Origin of the sequence: Marinobacter sp. (assembly GCF_046484525.1) — a bacterium.
Taxonomy (GTDB): Bacteria; Pseudomonadota; Gammaproteobacteria; order Pseudomonadales; family Oleiphilaceae; genus Marinobacter.
Genome location: NZ_JAWOIS010000084.1, coordinates 1 through 19961, shown reverse-complemented (window position 1 = coordinate 19961; position 19961 = coordinate 1). Strand labels below are relative to the sequence as shown.

Here is a 19961-nt window from a genome sequence, read left to right as displayed (position 1 = left end):
GAAACTCTACTCACGCATCAAACGGAGATGTCCCCAGATGAGCGATCCAACGTATACGCCTCCCAAGGTCTGGAAATGGGATCCTGGTAACGGTGGCCGGTTTGCCAATATCAACCGACCGATCGCCGGCCCGACCCATGATAAGGAGTTGCCGGTCGGCGAGCATCCGATCCAGCTGTATTCCCTGGCCACGCCCAACGGTGTAAAAGCCACGGTGATGCTCGAAGAGTTGCTGGAGAAAGGGCACAAGGGAGCCGAGTATGATGCCTGGTTGATTCAGATCACCGAAGGCGATCAGTTCGGCAGCGGGTTTGTGAAGGTGAACCCCAATTCCAAGATACCGGCCATGATGGATCACAGTGTCGATCCTGCCATTCGGGTATTCGAGTCCGGTTCCATCCTGTTGTACCTGGCGGAGAAGTTCGGTGAGTTCCTGCCCAAGGATCTCGCCAGGCGCACCGAGACCCTGAACTGGCTGTTCTGGCAGATGGGCAGCGCGCCGTTCCTGGGCGGGGGCTTTGGACACTTCTACGCCTACGCTCCGGAGAAGTATGAATATCCGATAAACCGTTACACCATGGAAGTTAAGCGGCAGTTGGATGTGCTGGATCGCCAGCTGGCGGATAAGCAGTACATCGCCGGTGATGAATACACCATTGCGGATATGGCCATCTGGCCCTGGTACGGCGCACTGGTGAAGAACATGGTGTACGAGGCGGCGGAGTTCCTGGAGGCCCACACCTACAAGAATGTGGTGCGCTGGGCCGATGAGGTGGCACAACGCCCGGCGGTGAAGCGTGGCCGGATGGTCAACAAGACCTGGGGAGATCTGTCATCCCAGCTGCATGAGCGCCATGATGCCAGTGACTTTGAGCTCAGGACCCAGGACAAGCTGGAAGGCAAGGAAGGGTAATAGTCCCTGCTGAGAACCTGTGCCTCATAGGTCAGACCCTGATCCTCAATCACGTTCACTAAGGCCTGCAGATGGCTCTTCGCGGCGCCCAGCAGGTAATCAACGGTGCTGGTGTGGCTTTCCTCGTACAGGGCGATCTTGGCGAAGACCTGGGTTTGCTGCCTCCAGGGCTGGTCCAGGGTCAGTTAAACATCCCGGGCCAGTTTTTCTTCTTCGCGAATGTATTTGAGATCATCGGTTTCGATCTCGGTCAGACCGTTCTCATCAACGATAACGGTCTCGACTTAAGCTGTTTCTGAGGTTGAGTCCGCGATTGCCTCCTGTTTGCCGTAGCCGGGCCCTCCGGCAGTCGGGGCAACACTGCTCGCACGCATGGAGGCGATAAAGGTGGCGGAGAAATAGGGTTTCGTGTTCATAGTTAACCTCTCTTGGAGAGGTAACAGGAAAACCCGAATTCACTATTTAAGACTTTGCCGGTTTGGGAACGTTCGCTCAACTTTCTAAATGTATTGCAATAATATGTAGATAAAAGTATCTATCGTCGTCGAAAAATACGTCAAATTTTCGCGCTTTGATATTTATGACCTGTGCCAGACCCTTGCTGTTTTTATTCTGATTCCGATTTTCACTCCCTGACCATCCTTTGGTCGTGGTCTATCCTTTCAGTCACCGATGATTCCACATTTGAAAGTGCGACTTGCCCGAAGGAGTAGTTGATGACAGTACCCGCACCGCTGAACATTGATCAGGTTTACCATCGTTGTCCGCTGGAACAGCTCGACTTCGAGACCACGGAAACCCTCGAGGACCTGGAGCTGCCCTGTGGTCAGGAGCGGGTACTGCGGGCGCTGGAGTTTGGCTCCGGCATGCAGGCAAAGGGGTTCAACCTCTTTGTGCTTGGGCCGTCCGGTGCCGGCAAGCACGAACTGGTGGAGCGTTTTCTGGGCAAACTTGCGGGCGAGAAGGAAGTGCCGCCTGACTGGTGCCACGTTTACAACTTTAAGAATTCGGACAGGCCGAAGGCTCTTCGTTTCCCGGCTGGCCAGGGGCGTGATTTCCGTAAGGATATGAATGATTTTGCGGACGAGCTGCGCACTGCCATTCCGGCCACGTTCGAGAGCGAGGAATATCAGTCCCGGATTCAGGAGCTCCAGGAGGAGATGGCCAAAAGGCAGCATCAGGGACTGTTTGATGTTCAGGAAGAGGCCAACCGCAACAATATCGCCATGATCACCACGCCGGCGGGGTTTACGTTTGCCCCGATGCGGGATGGTGAGGTGATCGATCCCGAAGAGTACAAGAAGTTTTCCGATGAGGAAAAGGAGCTCGTTGAATCGAAGGTGGAGGAGTTGCAGAAAAAGCTCCAGCAGACCATCCAGCAGATCCCCAGGCTGCGCAAGGAAGTCCGCGAGCGTGTGCATGCCCTGAATGAGGAGATGGTGCAGATTACACTGGGTGGCCCCATGGGCGAACTGCGCGAGAAGTGGTCCCACTTGCCGGAAGTAGCGGCACACCTGGATGCGGTCCGGGAGGACGTGGTCGAGCATGCCGAAGCTTTCCAGGACGGCGAGAATGGTCCTCCCGCTGGCCTGCTGGTTCGCTACAAGGTGAACCTGCTGGTGGACAATGCCGAGACCCAGGGGGCCCCGGTGATATATGAAGATCTGCCCAATCATCAGCACCTCACCGGCCAGATCGAGCACCGGGCGCGCCAGGGCACGCTGTATACCGATTTCACCCTGATCAAGGGTGGTGCCATGCATCGGGCCAGCGGGGGTTACCTGATTATCGACGCCCGCCGTATCCTGACACAGCCCATGGCCTGGGAAAGCCTCAAACGCACCTTGTTCTCCGGTGAAATTCGCATCGAATCCCTGGAGCGGCTATACGGCCTGGTGAGCACCACCAGCCTCCAGCCAGAGCCGATTCCGGTGAGGGTCAAGGTGGTAATCCTTGGTGACCGGATGCTGTATTACCTCCTGTCTCATTACGATCCGGACTTTCTGGACCTGTTCAAGGTGGAAGCGGATTTTGAGGACGACCTTGAACGGGACGATGGCTGCTATGAGCTCTACGCCCGAATGATTGCCACCATGGCCAGGGGGCTTGAAGCGCGACCGTTGACCCGGGATGGCGTGGCTCGTCTGATAGAGCATGCCAGTCGCCTGGCCAGTGACCAGCGCAAGCTCACGGCCCATGACCGGGTCCTGAGGGACCTGCTCAGTGAGGCCGACCACTGGGCCAGACAGAATGGCGCCGAGCTCATCACCGATGAGTACGTACAGCAGGCGATCGATGAGCGTGAATACCGGGCCAGCAGGATTCGTGAGCGCAGTATGGAGCAGATCACTCGCGGTATCGTGAAGATCGCTACCGAAGGCGAGGAGGTAGGCCAGGTGAACGGCCTGTCCGTGCTCCGGCTGGGTGCCTCCATGTTCGGTCAGCCCTCCCGGATTACCGCAACCGCGCGGCCAGGGAAGGGCCAGGTAGTGGATATCGAGCGGGAGGCCAAACTGGGTGGCCCGATCCACAGCAAGGCTGTGATGATCCTGTCCAGGTTCCTGGCCAGCCGCTATGCCGGAGAGGGAGAGCTGTCGCTTTCGGCCAGCCTGGCCTTTGAGCAATCCTATGGCGGTGTGGAAGGGGATTCGGCTTCGGTGGCCGAAACCTGTGTCCTGCTTTCCGCCATTGCCGGGGTGCCGCTGAAACAGAGCTTTGCGGTCACCGGGTCAATGAATCAGCACGGTGAGGTCCAGTCCGTAGGTGGGGTTAACGAGAAAATCGAGGGTTTTTTCAACGTCTGCCGGAATTCCTGCAACCTGGGTGGCCAGGGCGTCCTGTTGCCAGAAAGCAATATCGAGCACCTTATGCTCAAAAAAGATGTCAGGGACGCCATGGGCGAGGGCCAGTTCACCATCTATCCGATCTCGGACATCAACGAAGCGATCGAGTTGCTCACGGGCATGGAAGCCGGCGTTGCCGATGAAAATGGTGACTACCCCGAGGGCACGTTCAACCGGAAGGTGCAGGACCGCCTCGGGGCCTTCGCTGACGTGGGCAAGAAACGGGACGATGACAAGGACAACGGCAACGGAGGCAAGGAAAACGATGACTGAGCAGCCAGAGTCCGTTCCTGCCGAATCCAGTTCCGGCCGCGTGCTTGTGCTTCTGGATGGCTCCAGGCTCAGCCTGGCGGCGCTGGAGGCCGCCGCCGACATAGCCGCGCTGCGGGGGCATGAAATTCTCGGTGTGTTTGTCGAGGAAGTGAACCTGCTGCGCAGTTCGGGCTTTGACTTTGCCCGGGAAATTGGCGCAAGCTCCGGCGCCACGCGCCCAATGGATTCGGCCATGCTCGAGATGCGCATGCGCTCGCTTGCGGAACAGGCACGCCGTTCCCTGCAGCGGGCTGTGGCCAGCCGGGGTCTGCGCCAGGCACTGAAGTTGTGCCGGGGTAGTGTTATTGAGGAGGTTCTCGGTCTGGTGGGCCCGGATGATCTGGTGGTGATGGGGCGTGTAGGCTGGTCGGCGGCACCCGGATCCCGGCTGGGCTCCACTGCCCGGGGGCTGATTCGCCAGGCCCCGGGGGATGTGCTGCTCTGGGCGGAGCTCCAGCGCCGCCCCGGCCACGGTGTGGTTGTTCTCCTCAATGATGACCAGGGCGCCAACCATCGGGCGCTGGCCGTGGGTATCGAGCAGGCACGACGCCATCACCAGCCGCTGACGGTGCTGGTTCGCAGCCACGGAGAGGATGGTCAGGAGGTGGCCAGGGCGATCGAAATGCAGCTGATTGCCTGGGGTGCCGGCGCACGTGTCAGGCTTATTCCCCGCGCCAGTGCCGCCGAAGTGGCCCGGTTACTCCGCCGGGAACGCCCGGCCGAACTGGTTGTCAGCCGACAGTGCAGTGTTTTCGATGAACGGGGTGCCGATCAGTTACTGGTTGAACTGAATCTTCCGGTGACCGTAACACCCTGATTCAAACATTCCTTTCAGACTGTTGGTTCCGGATGTTCCTGGATGTTGTCTATATCATTGTCCTGACCGCGGCGGCGGGTGCCTGTATCCCCGCCGGTGGTCTGCTGGCGAGCTTCGAGAGGATCAGGCCGAACTGGCTTGAGCAGGAGTTTCGCCACTTTTTGATCGCCTTTGGCGGCGGGATCCTGCTTGGGGCGGTTGCGGTAGTGTTGGTGCCGTGCTCGGATTCTGTCTGGCCCTGTTCAGTGAGATGCTGGTGGCACACGCCTGAGGGCCAGCCTCAGGCGATCTTGCGAGCATCTTCCTTGCGGAGTATTTCGTCGATTTCCTCCGCTGACAGCGTCTCTTTTTTCAGTAGTACCTTGGCCAGCGCGTCCAGGTGATTACGGTGTTCGTTCAGGAAGTCCACGGTGGATTTTTCCATCTCAAGTAGTTTGGATTGGATTTCACCGTCGATCATTTCCGCCATCTTTTCACTGAATTCCCGGGGAGCACCCATTTCGCGACCCAGGAAAACGTGTTCCTCACCTATGCTCAGCCCCATGGGACCAAGCTTCTCGCTCATGCCCCATTGACCAATCATCTTGCGCAATAGCTTGGTGGCTTCCTTGAGGTCGTTCTGTGCGCCCGTGCTGACTTCGCCATAGACGATCTTTTCCGCCGAGCGGCCGCCGAGCATGACCTTGATGCGATCTTTCAGGTAGCTTTCGGTGTAGGTGTAGCGATCTTCCTTCGGGGTCTGTTCGGTCACACCCATGGCCATGCCGTGGGGAATGATGGTGATCTTGGTGAGCGGGTCTGCCTTCGGCATGAAATAGGCCATGATCGCGTGGCCGCTTTCGTGGTAGGCCACCGCCTGCTTCTCCTCCGGTGTCAGCCGGGCATCCCTTTCCTCACCCAGGATCAGACGGTCCCGGGCCTCGTCGAAGCATTGGGCGTCCACCCTGTCCTTGTTTTCACGGACCGCGGTCAGGGCAGCCTCGTTCACCAGGTTTTTGAGGTCGGCACCGGAGAAGCCGATGGTGCGAGCGGCAACTTCGGTCAGGTTCACGTCATCGGCCAGCGGAACCTTGCGGACATGGACGTTCAGAATGGCTTCCCGGGCGTCTTTGTGAGGGCGGTCCAGGGTGATGGTGCGGTCAAAGCGACCGGGGCGGAGCAGGGCGCTATCCAATACGTCGGGCCGGTTGGTGGCGGCCAGAACCAGAATGTTTTCGTGCTCCTCGAACCCGTCCATTTCCGTGAGGATCTGGTTCAGGGTCTGTTCCCGCTCATCGTGGCCGCCACCCAGGCCGGTTCCGCGGGAGCGGCCGACCGCGTCCAGCTCGTCGATGAAAATCAGCGCCGGCGCTTCTTTCCGGGCGGTCTGGAACATGTCACGGACCCGGGCCGCGCCCACACCGACAAACATTTCGATGAACTCCGAGGCACTGATGCTGAAGAAGGGTACATCCGCTTCCCCTGCGATGGCCCGTGCCAGCAGGGTTTTGCCGGTGCCCGGCTGGCCGACCAGCAGCACGCCCTTGGGCATCACCGCGCCGAGCCGGCGGAACCGTTCCGGGGATTTCAGGAAGTCGATGATCTCGGTGATTTCCCGCTTGGCGGACTCGATCCCGGCGACATCGTCCAGGGTGGTGTGGGAGGTTTCCGGGCGGGCCCGGCGGGCCTTGGATTTGGCGTAGTCGAACAGGCCGCCGCCCTGGGTCATCCGTCGCTGGGCGGCGCCCCAGAACCAGAACATGAGGGCCAGCAGCAGAATCCATGGCAGGAAAGCCTGGATCAGTTGCTGCCACCAAGGCAGCTCGGAACTGGTGGCCCGTATGGTGACGTTGTTCTGCTCAAGCAGTGGCAACAGTTCCGGGTCTTCCATGGGCGGGCGTACGGTATGGAAGCCGGTGGTCGGTTGTCGGGCCTGGGTCTGGCTGCTGAAATCCGTCATGCCTTGATCGTTGAACATGCCGACGATCGACTCGGACTTCAGGGTGACTTCGGCAACCTGGCGTTCGGCCACGGCGGTCTTGAATTCGGAATAGGCGAGCTCCTGCTGGCGCGGCTGGTCCCCGCCCTGCAACCACAGTACCATCAGGAAGATGGCGGCGCTCAACCAGAGAAAAGCAAACTGGTTGGGAATCGCCGGTTGCTGGTTGTTGTTGCCCGGTTTCTGCTGGTCCGGTCCTTGTGGTTCTGTCATCTGGGCCTCCGATCGCCCTCCATGATTTTGGCGACGAATACTGATTTGCCGTAGGTCTCGAACGACCACTTCATGGTATCCGAGAGTACCTTCATGACTTCATCATACTCGCCAAAGATTTCTGTACTCATGCGTCCCGAATACACCTCCAGCCCGGATTGTTCAAGTCGGGCAATGAGATCCCAGATCGGCTGTTTGTAATCATCCTTGAGCGGATAGCAGCTCAGTTGTACTGAAAGATACATGGTACCTCCTTTCGGATCAGTGACCCGGGTCAATCGGTTTCGTTCAATACCCCATGGCCGATGAGGTGCTCCGGCGCGGATCGGCGCCTCCATACAGTGTACCATCCGGTCCGATCAGGATGCTCTGGATGGCACCCATGGCGGATTTGGTTACCACCGTGTGGCCCTTGTCCTGCAGCCGTTGAACGGTATCGGGGCTGACACCCTGTTCAATGCGGATTTCGTCCGGCAGCCATTGATGGTGTATCCGGGGCACGCTCACCGCTGTCTGTATATTCATATTATGGTCGATCACGTTCATTACCACCTGCAATGTGGTGGTAATGATCCTCGAGCCGCCCGGGCTACCGGTGACCAGGAAGTTCTTGCCGTCCTTGCGGACAATGGTGGGAGACATGGAGCTGAGCATGCGCTTGCCGGGTTCCACCTTGTTGGCCTCGCCACCAATCAGACCGTAGGCATTGGGCACGCCGGGCTTGGCGCTGAAGTCGTCCATTTCGTTGTTGAGCAGGAAACCGGCGCCGGCCACGGTGATGCCCGAGCCGTAGCTGAAGTTGATGGTGTAGGTGTTGGAGACAGCATTGCCCCAGCGATCCACCACGGAAAAATGGGTGGTCTCGGGGCTCTCGTAGGCGGCGGGCTCTCCGGGGCCTATCTCGCTGGCGGGGCGGGCCTGGTCCGGCTTGATGGTCTCACGCAGACCCTCGGCGTAGGCCTTGCTGGTGAGGCCGGTGAGCGGTACGTCCACGTAGTCGGTATCACCCAGGTATTGCGACCGGTCGGCGTAGGCCAGTTTCATGGCTTCGGCCATGTGATGGATGGTGCTGGCGGAGTTGTGGCCCCAGTCGGAAATGGGATAGCCCTCCAGGATATTCAGGATCTGGACGATGTGGGTGCCGCCGGAGGAGGGTGGTGACATGGAAAAGATGTCGTGGCCGCGATAGGTGCCATGGACCGGCTCCCGGATGGCCGGTTCGTATTCCCGCAGGTCCTGTTCGGTGATCAGGCCACCATTGCGCTGCATTTCCTCGGCGATGAGACGGGCGGTCTCGCCCTCGTAGAAGCCCTTGACGCCTTTATCGGCAATCCGCTGGAGCGTGGCGGCCAGTTCCGGCTGCCGGAAGCGCTCACCCGGCTGCCAGGCCGAGCCGTCTTCCTTGTAGAAGGTTTTCAGGGTCGCGGGCCAGCGCTGCAGTCGATCCTTTGCCTGCTCCAATCCTTCGGTGAACCGGTGTGGCACGATAAAACCGTCCCGGGCGAGCTTGATGGCTGGTGCCAGGGCATCCTTTAGACTGATGGTGCCATGGCGCTCCAGGGCCAGCGCCAGGCCGGCAACCGTTCCGGGCACGCCGGCGGCCAGGTGGGTAAACCGGCTGCGGTTGGTGACTACATTACCGTTTTCGTCCTGGAACATGGTTTCGCTAGCGCCCGCCGGCGCTTTTTCCCGGTAATCGATGGCTTCGGGAGCGCTGCCGTCGCCCGGTGAAAACAGCATGAAACCGCCGCCGCCAATATTGCCGGAACGGGGTTGGGTCACGGCCAGCGCAAAGCCCGCCGTGACTGCGGCATCGACAGCATTACCGCCATCTTTGAGCACCTCCAGCGCCACCTCCGTAGCGAGAGTATGACTGGTGGCCACCATGCCATATTCGCCCTGGACCGGGTGGAAGCGCTCACCCTCGATAATGGCCTGGGCCCAGACCGTGGGCAGGCAAGTCATCAGTACTAAAAATACGATTATCCGCATGCGTCCATTCCTCGTTTTAGGCGTTCAGATAGGCTATGATAGCCGGTCATTTTTGATGGTGCGTACCGATTGTCCGCCTTGTGTTTTTCCACCGGGGTCCCCGTCGCACCTGCTTTCCCGGATTAAAGTTAAGGAAAGGCTTTCATGGAGCATACCTATCGTCTTGTGATTTCCTGCCCCGATCGGGTCGGAATTGTTGCCAAGGTGAGTAACTTCCTGTCCACCTACAATGGCTGGATTACCGAGGCGAGCCACCATTCGGACACCCAGACCGGCTGGTTCTTCATGCGCCACGAGATCAAGGCCGAGTCCATCCCGTTCGGGCTGGACCAGTTCCGTGCCGCGTTTGAGCCCATTGCCCGCGAGTTCAACATGAACTGGCACATCGCCGATTCCGCACGGCCAAAGCGGGTCATCCTGATGTGCAGCAAGGAATCCCACTGTCTGGCGGATCTTCTGCACCGTTGGCACAGTAAGGAACTGAATGCCGAGATCGTCGCGGTGATTTCCAACCACGATGATCTGCGCCGCATGGTGGAGTGGCATGAAATCCCGTATCACCACGTGCCGGTGAGCAAGGAAAACAAGGCCGAGGCTTTCGCCCACATCGAGGAACTGTTCGGGAAGTACGAGACCGATGTAGTGGTTCTGGCCCGCTACATGCAGATCCTTCCGGCCGAGCTGTGCGAGAAGTATGCGGGCAAGGTGATCAATATCCATCACAGCTTCCTGCCGTCCTTCGCCGGTGCGCGCCCCTACCATCAGGCGTACAGTCGCGGTGTGAAGCTCATCGGGGCCACCTGCCACTATGTGACCCAGGACCTCGATGAGGGCCCGATCATCGAACAGGACGTCATCCGCATCAACCACAGCGATTCCATCGAAGACATGGTCCGCCTGGGGAAGGATGTGGAGAAAAACGTGCTGGCGCGCGGCCTGCGGGCGCATGTTGAGGACCGGGTGATTACCTACGAAAACAAGACCGTGGTGTTTGGTTAAGGCTCAGCCACAAGTGCCCCGGCAAAGGGAGGACTGTGGTATGCTTGGCGGCTTGTTGAAGAATAAATACGGGGCCCGGAAACGGCTCCCGCACGACTTCCAGATAACGCAAAGGAACCTTTCTCGATGGGTGAGTTAGCCAAAGAGATCCTGCCGGTAAACATTGAAGACGAGTTGAAGCAGTCCTACCTCGATTACGCCATGAGCGTCATCGTCGGCCGGGCGCTGCCGGACGTGCGCGACGGCCTCAAGCCGGTGCACCGTCGGGTATTGTTCGCTATGTCCGAGCTGGGGAATGACTGGAACAAGGCCTATAAGAAATCTGCCCGTGTGGTAGGTGATGTTATCGGTAAATACCACCCCCACGGTGACTCTGCGGTATACGACACCATCGTGCGTATGGCCCAGCCGTTTTCTCTGCGCTACCCGCTGGTGGACGGTCAGGGCAACTTCGGTTCCATTGACGGAGATAACGCGGCTGCCATGCGTTACACCGAGATCCGCATGGAGAAGATTGCCCACTCCCTGCTGGCGGATCTGGACAAGGAAACCGTTGACTACGTCGACAACTATGACGGAACCGAGCGGATTCCTGATGTGCTGCCGACCCGGGTTCCGAACCTGCTGGTGAATGGATCCTCCGGTATTGCAGTGGGCATGGCCACCAATATCCCGCCCCACAACCTGACCGAAGTGGTCAACGGCTGTCTGGCGCTGATTGATAACGGCGACCTGACCGTGGATGAACTCATGGAGTACATCCCCGGTCCAGATTTCCCGACCCAGGGCATCATCAACGGCCGTGCCGGCATCGTCGAGGCCTACCGCACCGGTCGTGGCCGCATCTATATCCGCGCCCGCCACGAGATCGAGCAGGACAAGAAAACCGGCCGCGAATCAATCATCATTACCGAGCTTCCTTACCAGCTCAACAAGGCCCGCCTGATCGAGAAGATCGCCGAGCTGGTGAAAGAAAAGCGTGTTGAGGGTATTTCAGAACTGCGGGACGAATCCAACAAGGAAGGTATTCGCGTTGTGATCGAACTGCGCCGTGGCGAGAACGCGGACGTGGTGATCAACAACCTGTTCGCCCACACCCAGCTGGAAACCGTGTTCGGCATCAACATGGTTGCCCTGATCAACGGCGAGCCCAAGACCCTCAACCTGAAAGAAATGCTGGATGCGTTCCTGCGCCACCGCCGTGAGGTGGTGACCCGCCGGACCATCTACGAACTGCGGAAGGCCCGCGAACGGGGTCATATCCTTGAAGGCCTGACCGTTGCCCTGGCGAATATCGACGAGATCATCGAACTGATCAAACAGTCCCCGACCGCGGCCGAGGCCAAAGAAAAGCTGATGGATAAGGGCTGGGCCCCGGGTGATGTGCTGGCCATGCTCGAACGTGCCGGCGAAGATGCCTGCCGCCCCGATGACCTGCCGGAAATCTACGGTCTGCGCGAAGGCCTGTACCACCTGTCTCCGGAACAGGCTCAAGCCATCCTGGACCTGCGTCTGCATCGCCTGACTGGTCTGGAAACCGAGAAGCTGCAGAACGAGTACAAGGAAATCCTCGAGAAGATCGCCGATCTGCTCGACATCCTGGGCGATCCGGAGCGCCTGTTGCAGGTTATCCGTGAAGAGCTGGAAGCGATCGTGAACGACTACGGTGATGAGCGTCGTACCGAGATCACCAGTTCCCGCCGTGACCTGACCATCGCGGATCTGATCGATGAAGAGGATTTGGTGGTCACCATCTCCCACGGTGGTTACGCCAAGACCCAGGCGGTAGAAGATTACCAGGCCCAGCGCCGTGGTGGCCGTGGCAAGGCAGCCACCTCCATGAAGGACGAAGACTTCATCGAGAAACTGTTGGTGGCGAACTCTCACGACACCATTCTGTGTTTCTCCAACCGTGGCAAGGTGTACTGGCTACGGGTGTTCGAGATTCCGCGTGGTAGTCGTGGTTCCCGGGGTCGGCCAATGGTCAACATCCTGCCGCTGGATGAGGGTGAGCGTATCACCACCTTCCTGCCGGTGAAGGATTACCCGGAAGACCAGTTTGTGCTTATGGCCACCTCCAACGGTGTGGTCAAGAAGACCCCGCTGCCAAACTTCTCCCGTCCACGCAGCAACGGTCTGATCGCTCTGAATCTGGACGAGGGCGACACCCTGGTTGGCGCTGCCATCACCAAGGGTGATGCGGAGGTCATGCTGTTCTCCAGCGCGGGCAAGGCCGTGCGGTTCACCGAGGACCAGGTGCGGCCCATGAGCCGGACTGCCCGCGGTGTGCGGGGCATCCGGATGCCTGAAGGCCGGCATGTGGTGTCACTGATTATTCCGGAAGAGGGTGGGGTGATCCTGACTGCCAGCGAGCATGGCTACGGCAAGCGCACGGCGATCGATGAGTTCCCCACTTACAGCCGGGGCAGCCAGGGTGTTATCGCCATGCAGTGTTCCGAGCGTAACGGCGACCTGGTCACTGCACTCCAGTTGTTTGATGGCGACGAAATGATGCTGATTTCGGACAAGGGTACCCTGGTGCGGACCCGCACTGATGAAGTGTCCGTCCTGAGCCGTAATACCCAGGGGGTACGCCTGATTCGTCTGTCCCAGGATGACGAGCGTCTGGTCGGTGTGGAGCGGATTGCAGAATCCGATGATGAAGAGATAGAAGGCGAGGAAAGCGAAGAATGAGCAGGGCGTTCAACTTTTGCGCGGGTCCGGCTACTTTGCCGGAGCCCGTGCTGAAACAGGCCCGGGACGAAATGCTGGATTGGCGTGGTACCGGCATGTCGGTGATGGAAATGAGCCACCGCAGCGACGAGTTCGTGGCCATTGCCGAAACCGCTGAAAAAGATCTGCGTGAATTGGCCGGAATTTCAGATGATTACGCCGTACTCTTCATGCAGGGTGGAGCTTCCAGCCAGTTCTCCACCATCCCGCTGAACCTGCTTGGAGAAAAGACCTCGGCGGATTACGTCAATACCGGCATCTGGTCGAAAAAGGCAATTGCCGAAGCCAAACGCTACGGTGACGTGAACGTGATTGCCAGTTCCGAGGACAGCGGTTTTACCACCGTGCCGGAGCAGTCCGCCTGGAAGACCAATGCCAATGCCGCCTACCTGCATTACACCCCGAACGAGACCATTGGCGGGCTGGAATTCGATTTCACACCGGACAGTGGTGACGTGCCCCTGGTGGCGGACATGTCCTCCACCATGCTGTCCCGGCCGGTGGATGTCTCCTGCTACGGGGTGATCTACGCCGGCGCCCAGAAGAACATCGGCCCGTCCGGCCTGGTGGTGGTCATTATCCGCAAGGATCTGCTCGGTAAGGCCCGCAAGGAAACGCCCACGATGATGAATTACCAGGTCATCGCCGATAACGGCTCCATGTACAACACCCCGGCGACCTATTCCTGGTACCTGGCGGGGCTGGTGTTCAAGTGGCTGAAAGCTCAGGGCGGCGTCAAGGCCATGGGCGAGATCAACGATCGAAAGGCGAAGAAGTTGTACAACTTCATCGACGTCAACGACTTCTACGCCAATCCGATTGAACCGCGCTTCCGTTCCCGGATGAACGTACCGTTCACCCTGGCCGACGATGCCCTGAATGACGACTTCCTCAAGGGTGCGGACGCCAGGGGTCTACTGAACCTCAAGGGCCATCGCTCCGTAGGCGGGATGCGCGCCAGTATCTATAACGCCATGCCCGAAGCGGGTGTCGACGCACTGATCCAGTACATGACGGAATTTGCGAAGGAGCGTGGCTGATCATGACGGACGAGAAGACCCGTCTGGGCGAACTTCGGGAAGAAATCGACAGTATTGACCATCAGATCATGGACCTCATCAGTGCCCGGGCCCGCTGTGCCCAGGAAGTGGCTCATGTGAAGATGGCCGCGAATCCGGATGAGGATGTGTTCTTCTACCGTCCCGAGCGTGAAGCCCAGGTACTGCGTCGTATCAAGGAGCACAACCCGGGGCCGCTGCCCGCCGAGGAAATGGCGCGGCTGTTCCGTGAAATCATGTCCACCTGCCTGGCACTGGAAAAGCCGATGCACATCGCTTTCCTGGGGCCGATCGGTACCTTTACGCAGGCCGCGGCGCTGAAGCATTTCGGCCATTCCGTCGTCAGCGTTCCGTTGCCGGCCATCGACGCGGTCTTCCGCGAGGTGGAGTCCGGCGCAGCTCACTACGGCGTGGTGCCGGTGGAAAACTCCACCGAGGGCATGATCAACCACACCCTGGACATGTTCATGTCCTCGCCGCTGAAGATCTGCGGCGAGGTCCAGTTGCGGATTCACCACCACTTGCTGGTGTCTCCCAAGCACAAGGAACAGGAAATTACCCGCATTTATTCCCACCAGCAGTCCTTTGCCCAGTGCCGGCAGTGGCTCGATACCCATCGCTATGGCATTGAGCGCATCACCGTGTCCAGCAATGCCGAGGCCGCTCGCCGGGCCGCCGAGGAGCCGGGCACGGCTGCAATCGCCGGGGATATGGCAGCGGAACTGTACGGTCTCGAGAAACTGGCCAACAGCATCGAGGACCGTCCGGACAACACCACCCGGTTCCTGATTATCGGCCGTGAAGAGGTTCCGGCCAGTGGTCACGACAAGTCCTCCATCCTGGTGTCCATGCGCAACAAGCCCGGCGCCCTGTATCAGTTGCTGGAGCCTTTCCACCGTCACGGCATCAGTCTGACCCGGATCGAGACCCGGCCATCACCCAGTGGTACCTGGGCCTATGTGTTCTATATCGACTTCGAGGGGCACATGGAGGACGAGACCGTCCGTAAGGCGCTGGCCGAGGTTGATGAAGAGGCGGTGGAACTCAAGCGGCTCGGTTCCTACCCAATCGGCGTTTTGTAAAGGAGGCTTCGTATGGCAGTCGATTACCAGAGTCTTGCGGTCAAGGGTGTCCAGGCTTTGTCTCCCTATCAGCCGGGCAAGCCGATCGAGGAGCTGGCCCGGGAACTGGGCCTGAACCCCGCCGAGATCATCAAGTTGGCCAGCAACGAGAATCCGTTGGGACCCAGCGAAAAGGCACTGGCTGCCGCTCGGGAGGCATTGTCCGAACTGTGTCTGTATCCGGATGGCAACGGCTTTGATCTCAAGCAGGCGCTGTCGGAGCGCTTCGGTATGGGCATGAACCAGATCACCCTGGGCAATGGTTCGAACGATGTCCTGGAAGTGATTGCACGCTGCTTTGCCGACGCGGATTCTGAAGTGGTGTTCTCCCAGTATGCCTTTGCGGTTTACCCGCTGGTGACCCAGGCCATCGGCGCCAAGGGGGTCTCGGTGCCGGCGAAGGATTGGGGCCATGATCTCGATGCCATGGCAGATGCCGTGACCGAGCGCACCCGCCTGGTATTCGTGGCCAACCCGAACAACCCGACCGGTACCGTGCACACGGCTGATGCGATCGAGAGCTTCCTGGCGAAGATTCCCGAAGACGTACTGGTGGTTCTGGACGAGGCCTATTGTGAATACCTCACCGGTACCGAGTACCCCGACGGCCTTGAACTGCTGGAGCGTTTCCCCAACCTGATCGTCTGCCGCACCTTCTCCAAGGCGTGGGGTTTGGCGGCATTGCGGGTGGGGTACAGCATCAGTTCGCCTGCGATTGCGGACATTCTCAATCGCGTGCGTCAGCCGTTCAACGTGGATACGGTCGCGCTGGCTGCGGCAACTGCGGTCCTGGGGGACGAGGATTATCTGAACCGTTCCCGCGAGGTCAACGCCGAAGGACTGAAACAATTGGCGGACGGTTTCGACCGTATGGGGCTGCCCTATATACCTTCCGCAGGGAACTTTATCGCGATGGAAGTCGGAGAGCAGGCCCTGGCGATCTATCACGCGTTACTGGAACACGGCGTTATTGTGCGGCCGATTGCCGGTTACGGCATGCCGGAACATCTCCGGGTTTCCGTAGGCCTTGCCAAAGAAAACGAACGATTCCTCGACGCCCTGGCCGAGGCCCTGAGTGCGGCCGGGGAAGGTGGCTGAGGTGGGCGACGGCGAGCCACTTTTCAAGCGCGTTGCCATTATCGGCCTCGGACTCATCGGCGGGTCCCTGGCCAGTGCCATCAGACGGCATCGGCTGGCCGGCCAGGTAGTCGGCTATGACCGACGGGCCGATGAGCTCGCTCTTGGCGAAGAACTGGGCGTGATAGACCTTGCAGCCGATTCCCTGGAGGAGGCGGTTCGTGGCAGTGACCTTGTGGTACTCGCGGTTCCCGTGCGCGCAACCCGTACCGTGCTGGCCGAACTCAAACCGTTTCTCGACAGGGATGCCGTGTTGTCAGACGTCGGCAGCACCAAATCCAGTTTTGTGGCGGACGTCGAAGCCGTGTTCGGCGACCTTTCTCCCCACGTCATTCCCGGTCACCCGATTGCCGGTTCCGAAAAAAGCGGCATCCGGGCCGCCAACCCCGAGCTGTTTGCCAATCATAAGGTCATCCTGACACCGGCGGACAACGCTCATCAGCCAGATGTTGAGCGGCTCAGGGCACTGTGGGAAGGGTGTGGTGCCACCGTATTGACCATGTCCGTGGCCTACCATGACGAAGTGCTGGCCGCCACCAGCCACCTGCCACATCTTATTGCCTTCTCCCTCGTGGACACCCTGGCGGGGGAAGACGAGAATATGGATATTTTCCGGTATGCGGCGGGTGGTTTCCGGGATTTTACCCGTATCGCGGCCAGCGACCCGGTGATGTGGCATGACATCTTTCTGTCGAACCGGGATGCGGTGCTCCGGGTTATCGACCACTTTACCCATGATCTGGACCAGCTGCGGTCTGCCATTGCCGCTGGCGATGGCGCAATGCTGCTCCGGGTCTTCAGTCGCGCCAAGGCGGCGCGGGAACACTTCACCAAGATGCTTTCAGGACAGGCGTACGTGACTAACAACAGCGAAAAGCAGGTAACCTTCCGGCTCCAGCCCGGCGGCTCCATCCGGGGTGATATTCGGGTTCCGGGCGATAAATCCATGTCCCACCGTTCCATCATGCTGGGCGCTCTGGCGGAGGGAATTACCGAGGTAAAAGGCTTCCTCGAAGGTGAAGACAGCCTGGCGACCCTGCAGGCATTCCGTGACATGGGCGTGACTATCGAAGGCCCGGAGGACGGTTTCGTTCGCATCCATGGCGTTGGCATGCGCGGATTGCAGGCGCCGCGAGGCCCGCTTTATCTGGGGAACTCCGGAACGGCCATGCGCCTGTTTGCGGGCCTGCTGGCCGCCCAGCCGTTCGATTCCGAGCTGACCGGTGACGCCAGCCTGTCCAAGCGCCCCATGGGGCGTGTTGCCGATCCGCTCCGCGCCATGGGTGCGGTGATCGACACCGCCGAGGGTGGTCGCCCACCATTGAAAATCCGGGGTGGTCATAAACTGACCGGCATCCATTATGAAATGCCGGTGGCCAGTGCCCAGGTCAAATCCTGCCTGTTGCTGGCGGGTCTCTACGCCGAGGGCGTTACCTCGGTGACCGAGCCTGCGCCAACACGGGATCATACCGAGCGCATGCTGGAAGGCTTCGGCTATCACGTTCACCGTGATGGCGCGACGGCCAGTGTGACCGGCGGCGGCAAGCTGACCGCCTGCGCCATCGATGTGCCCGCGGATATTTCTTCTGCTGCCTTCTTCCTGGTGGCCGGGAGCATTGCCTCTGATGCCGAACTGGTGCTGCGCCATGTCGGCATGAACCCGACCCGGGTCGGAGTCATCAATATCCTGCGTCAGATGGGCGCTGATATCGAAGTGCTCGAGGAGCGGGAAATCGGAGGTGAGCCAGTGGCCGACCTGCGTGTGCGCTCTGCCGAGCTCAAGGGTATCGATATTCCGGAAGACCAGGTGCCCCTGGCCATCGACGAGTTTCCCGTGCTGTTCATCGCCGCCACCTGCGCACAGGGCCGTACTGTCCTCCGCGGCGCCGAGGAACTGCGCGTGAAGGAAAGTGACCGGATCCGGGTGATGGCAGATGGCCTGGCAGCCCTGGGGGTAGAGACGACTGTTACCCCGGATGGCATTGTGATCGATGGTGGCCAGGAAATCGGCGGTGGAGCCGTGAACAGCCACGGGGATCATCGGATTGCCATGTCGTTTGCGGTGGCATCCCTGAGGGCAACTGGCCCGATCGAGATCACAGACTGCGCCAACGTTGCCACTTCCTTTCCGAGCTTCGTGGAGCTGGCGCAGCAGACCGGTATCCAGATCCGCACAGAAGGTGGTGAGTAATGGCAGACAGCAAGGCACCGGTCATCGCGGTGGACGGCCCCGGCGGTTCAGGAAAGGGCACCATCACCCAGATGCTGGCGCAGAAGCTGGGCTGGCACCTTCTGGACAGTGGCGCCCTGTACCGTCTGACCGCATTGGCGGCGACGCGCCAGGGTGTTTCCTTTGATGATGAAGAGGGACTGGTCAGGGTGGCGTCCTCCCTGGACGTGACCTTCGAGCCGACCCCCGCCGGTCAGCCTGCGAAAGTACTGCTGGCAGGCGAGGATGTCACCTCCGAGATCCGTACCGAATCCTGTGGTGATAACGCTTCCCGGGTGGCGGTCATGCAGCCGGTCCGGGATGCCCTGTTGCAGCGGCAGCGGGACTTCCGCCAGGCCCCGGGTCTGGTCGCTGATGGCCGCGACATGGGCACGGTGGTGTTCCTGGATGCGCCGGTGAAAATCTTCCTGACGGCCAGTGCCGAGGAACGGGCCCGGCGACGTTTTAACCAGTTGAAGGAAGCAGGTGTCGATGTTAACATTGATGCCCTTTTAGAGGAGATACGGGTTCGTGACGAACGGGATATGAACCGTTCCGCAGCCCCTCTCAGGCCCGCAGATGATGCGCAAGTCATTGATTCTACGGGGTTGAGTATAGAAGAGGTGTTGGACAGGTGTATGGCCGCAGCAGGTCAGGCCTGACTACACCTTTTTGTCGTTGAAATGCCGGAAACAGCGTTATTTGCCAGCCGCTGGCTGATTCCGGAAATCGTTAACAGACCGTGTTGCTGGCGGCACGGAGTACACTTGCGTTGATCACATAGGACACATAATGAGCGAGAGCTTTGCGGATCTTTTTGAAGAAAGCCTGAAAGAAATTGACATGCAACCGGGTTCCATCGTCCAGGGAACCGTAGTTGACGTCGACAACGACTGGGTCACCGTTAACGCCGGACTGAAGTCCGAGGGCGTTATCCCCGCCTCCCAGTTCCTCAACGAAAAAGGCGAGTTGGAAGTAGCTGTCGGCGATGTTGTCGATGTGGCTCTCGATGCTGTTGAAGATGGCTTCGGTGAAACGCGTCTTTCCCGCGAGAAGGCCAAGCGTGCCGAAGCGTGGAAAGTGCTGGAGAAGTCCTTCGAGGCTGAAGAAGTTGTTAAAGGCGTGATCAATGGCAAGGTCAAGGGCGGTTTCACCGTCGACCTGTCTGGCATTCGTGCCTTTCTGCCGGGTTCCCTGGTAGACGTTCGTCCGGTTCGCGACACTGCGCACCTGGAGAATAAAGAACTCGAGTTCAAGGTTATCAAGCTGGACCAGAAGCGTAACAACGTGGTTGTTTCCCGCCGCGCCGTTCTGGAAGCTGAAAACAGCGAGCAGCGTGAAGCTCTGCTGGAAACCCTGACCGAAGGTCTGGAAATTAAGGGTATCGTCAAGAACCTGACCGACTACAACGCGTTCGTAGATCTGGGCGGTGTTGACGGCCTGCTGCACATCACCGATATGGCCTGGAAGCGCATCAAGCATCCGAGCGAAATCGTGAATGTGGGCGACGAAATCAATGTTAAGGTCCTGAAGTTTGATCGCGAGCGTAACCGCGTATCTCTGGGTCTGAAGCAGCTGGGCGAAGATCCGTGGGGCGACATCAAGGGTCGTTACCCAGAAGGCTCCAAGGTTACTG

General features: G+C 59.4%; 15 protein-coding genes. 12 read left to right on the top strand and 3 right to left on the bottom strand.

The window, feature by feature from the left end; translation table 11 throughout:
- The first annotated feature begins 37 nt into the window (after positions 1–37).
- The 4 genes from yghU to R6W86_RS16605 all read left to right on the top strand — a co-directional run bounded on the left by yghU (position 38) and on the right by R6W86_RS16605 (position 4885).
- The gene (yghU, locus tag R6W86_RS16620; RefSeq protein ID WP_410330465.1) at positions 38–913 is read left to right on the top strand and encodes a glutathione-dependent disulfide-bond oxidoreductase; all 876 of its coding nucleotides are present in this window, start codon (positions 38–40) and stop codon (positions 911–913) included.
- Positions 914–984: 71 nt separating this feature from the next.
- Positions 985–1212, top strand: coding sequence for a hypothetical protein (locus tag R6W86_RS16615; RefSeq protein WP_410330464.1), 228 nt, complete (start codon positions 985–987; stop codon positions 1210–1212).
- A gap of 417 nt (positions 1213–1629) precedes the next feature.
- Positions 1630–4029, top strand: a complete 2400-nt coding sequence (locus R6W86_RS16610) for a Lon protease family protein (RefSeq protein WP_410330463.1) — start codon at positions 1630–1632, stop codon at positions 4027–4029.
- Positions 4022–4885, top strand: coding sequence for a universal stress protein (locus R6W86_RS16605; RefSeq protein ID WP_410330462.1), 864 nt, complete (start codon positions 4022–4024; stop codon positions 4883–4885). Before R6W86_RS16610 ends, R6W86_RS16605 begins: the two co-directional genes overlap by 8 nt.
- Before the next feature lie 280 nt (positions 4886–5165).
- Here R6W86_RS16605 and ftsH read toward each other — a convergent pair whose 3' ends face one another.
- Genes ftsH through ggt form a run of 3 tightly spaced genes read right to left on the bottom strand, consistent with a single transcriptional unit; the run spans position 5166 to position 9068 of the window.
- Positions 5166–7076 carry an ATP-dependent zinc metalloprotease FtsH gene (ftsH, locus tag R6W86_RS16600; protein ID WP_410330461.1) on the bottom strand — a complete coding sequence of 637 codons (1911 nt, stop codon included), beginning with the start codon at positions 7074–7076 and terminating at the stop codon, positions 5166–5168.
- Positions 7073–7321 (bottom strand): YkoF family thiamine/hydroxymethylpyrimidine-binding protein, encoded by a 249-nt coding sequence (locus R6W86_RS16595; protein WP_092002801.1) that lies wholly within the window; start codon positions 7319–7321, stop codon positions 7073–7075. The genes ftsH and R6W86_RS16595 overlap by 4 nt, the downstream gene beginning before the upstream one ends.
- A gap of 43 nt (positions 7322–7364) precedes the next feature.
- Positions 7365–9068 (bottom strand): gamma-glutamyltransferase, encoded by a 1704-nt coding sequence (ggt, locus tag R6W86_RS16590; protein WP_410330460.1) that lies wholly within the window; start codon positions 9066–9068, stop codon positions 7365–7367.
- Positions 9069–9212: 144 nt separating this feature from the next.
- Between ggt and purU the strand changes: the two genes are divergently transcribed.
- From purU to R6W86_RS16550, 8 genes are all read left to right on the top strand, one after another.
- Complete coding sequence (gene purU, locus R6W86_RS16585; protein WP_113862287.1) at positions 9213–10067, top strand: formyltetrahydrofolate deformylase; 855 nt, start codon at positions 9213–9215, stop codon at positions 10065–10067.
- A 126-nt stretch (positions 10068–10193) separates the two neighbouring features.
- The gene (gene gyrA, locus R6W86_RS16580; RefSeq protein WP_410330459.1) at positions 10194–12761 is read left to right on the top strand and encodes a DNA gyrase subunit A; all 2568 of its coding nucleotides are present in this window, start codon (positions 10194–10196) and stop codon (positions 12759–12761) included.
- Positions 12758–13840, top strand: coding sequence for a 3-phosphoserine/phosphohydroxythreonine transaminase (gene serC / locus R6W86_RS16575; protein ID WP_410330458.1), 1083 nt, complete (start codon positions 12758–12760; stop codon positions 13838–13840). Before gyrA ends, serC begins: the two co-directional genes overlap by 4 nt.
- A gap of 2 nt (positions 13841–13842) precedes the next feature.
- A complete protein-coding gene (gene pheA, locus R6W86_RS16570) occupies positions 13843–14940 on the top strand; it encodes a prephenate dehydratase (protein WP_410330457.1) in 1098 nt (365 codons plus the stop codon).
- 12 nt (positions 14941–14952) lie between these two features.
- Positions 14953–16077, top strand: coding sequence for a histidinol-phosphate transaminase (gene hisC / locus R6W86_RS16565; protein ID WP_410330456.1), 1125 nt, complete (start codon positions 14953–14955; stop codon positions 16075–16077).
- 1 nt (position 16078) lies between these two features.
- Positions 16079–18307 (top strand): bifunctional prephenate dehydrogenase/3-phosphoshikimate 1-carboxyvinyltransferase, encoded by a 2229-nt coding sequence (locus tag R6W86_RS16560; protein ID WP_410330476.1) that lies wholly within the window; start codon positions 16079–16081, stop codon positions 18305–18307.
- Positions 18307–18987 (top strand): (d)CMP kinase, encoded by a 681-nt coding sequence (cmk, locus tag R6W86_RS16555; RefSeq protein WP_410330455.1) that lies wholly within the window; start codon positions 18307–18309, stop codon positions 18985–18987. Before R6W86_RS16560 ends, cmk begins: the two co-directional genes overlap by 1 nt.
- Positions 18988–19117: 130 nt before the next feature.
- A partial coding sequence (locus tag R6W86_RS16550) for a S1 RNA-binding domain-containing protein (protein WP_410330454.1) occupies positions 19118–19961 on the top strand: 844 nt, incomplete at its 3' end.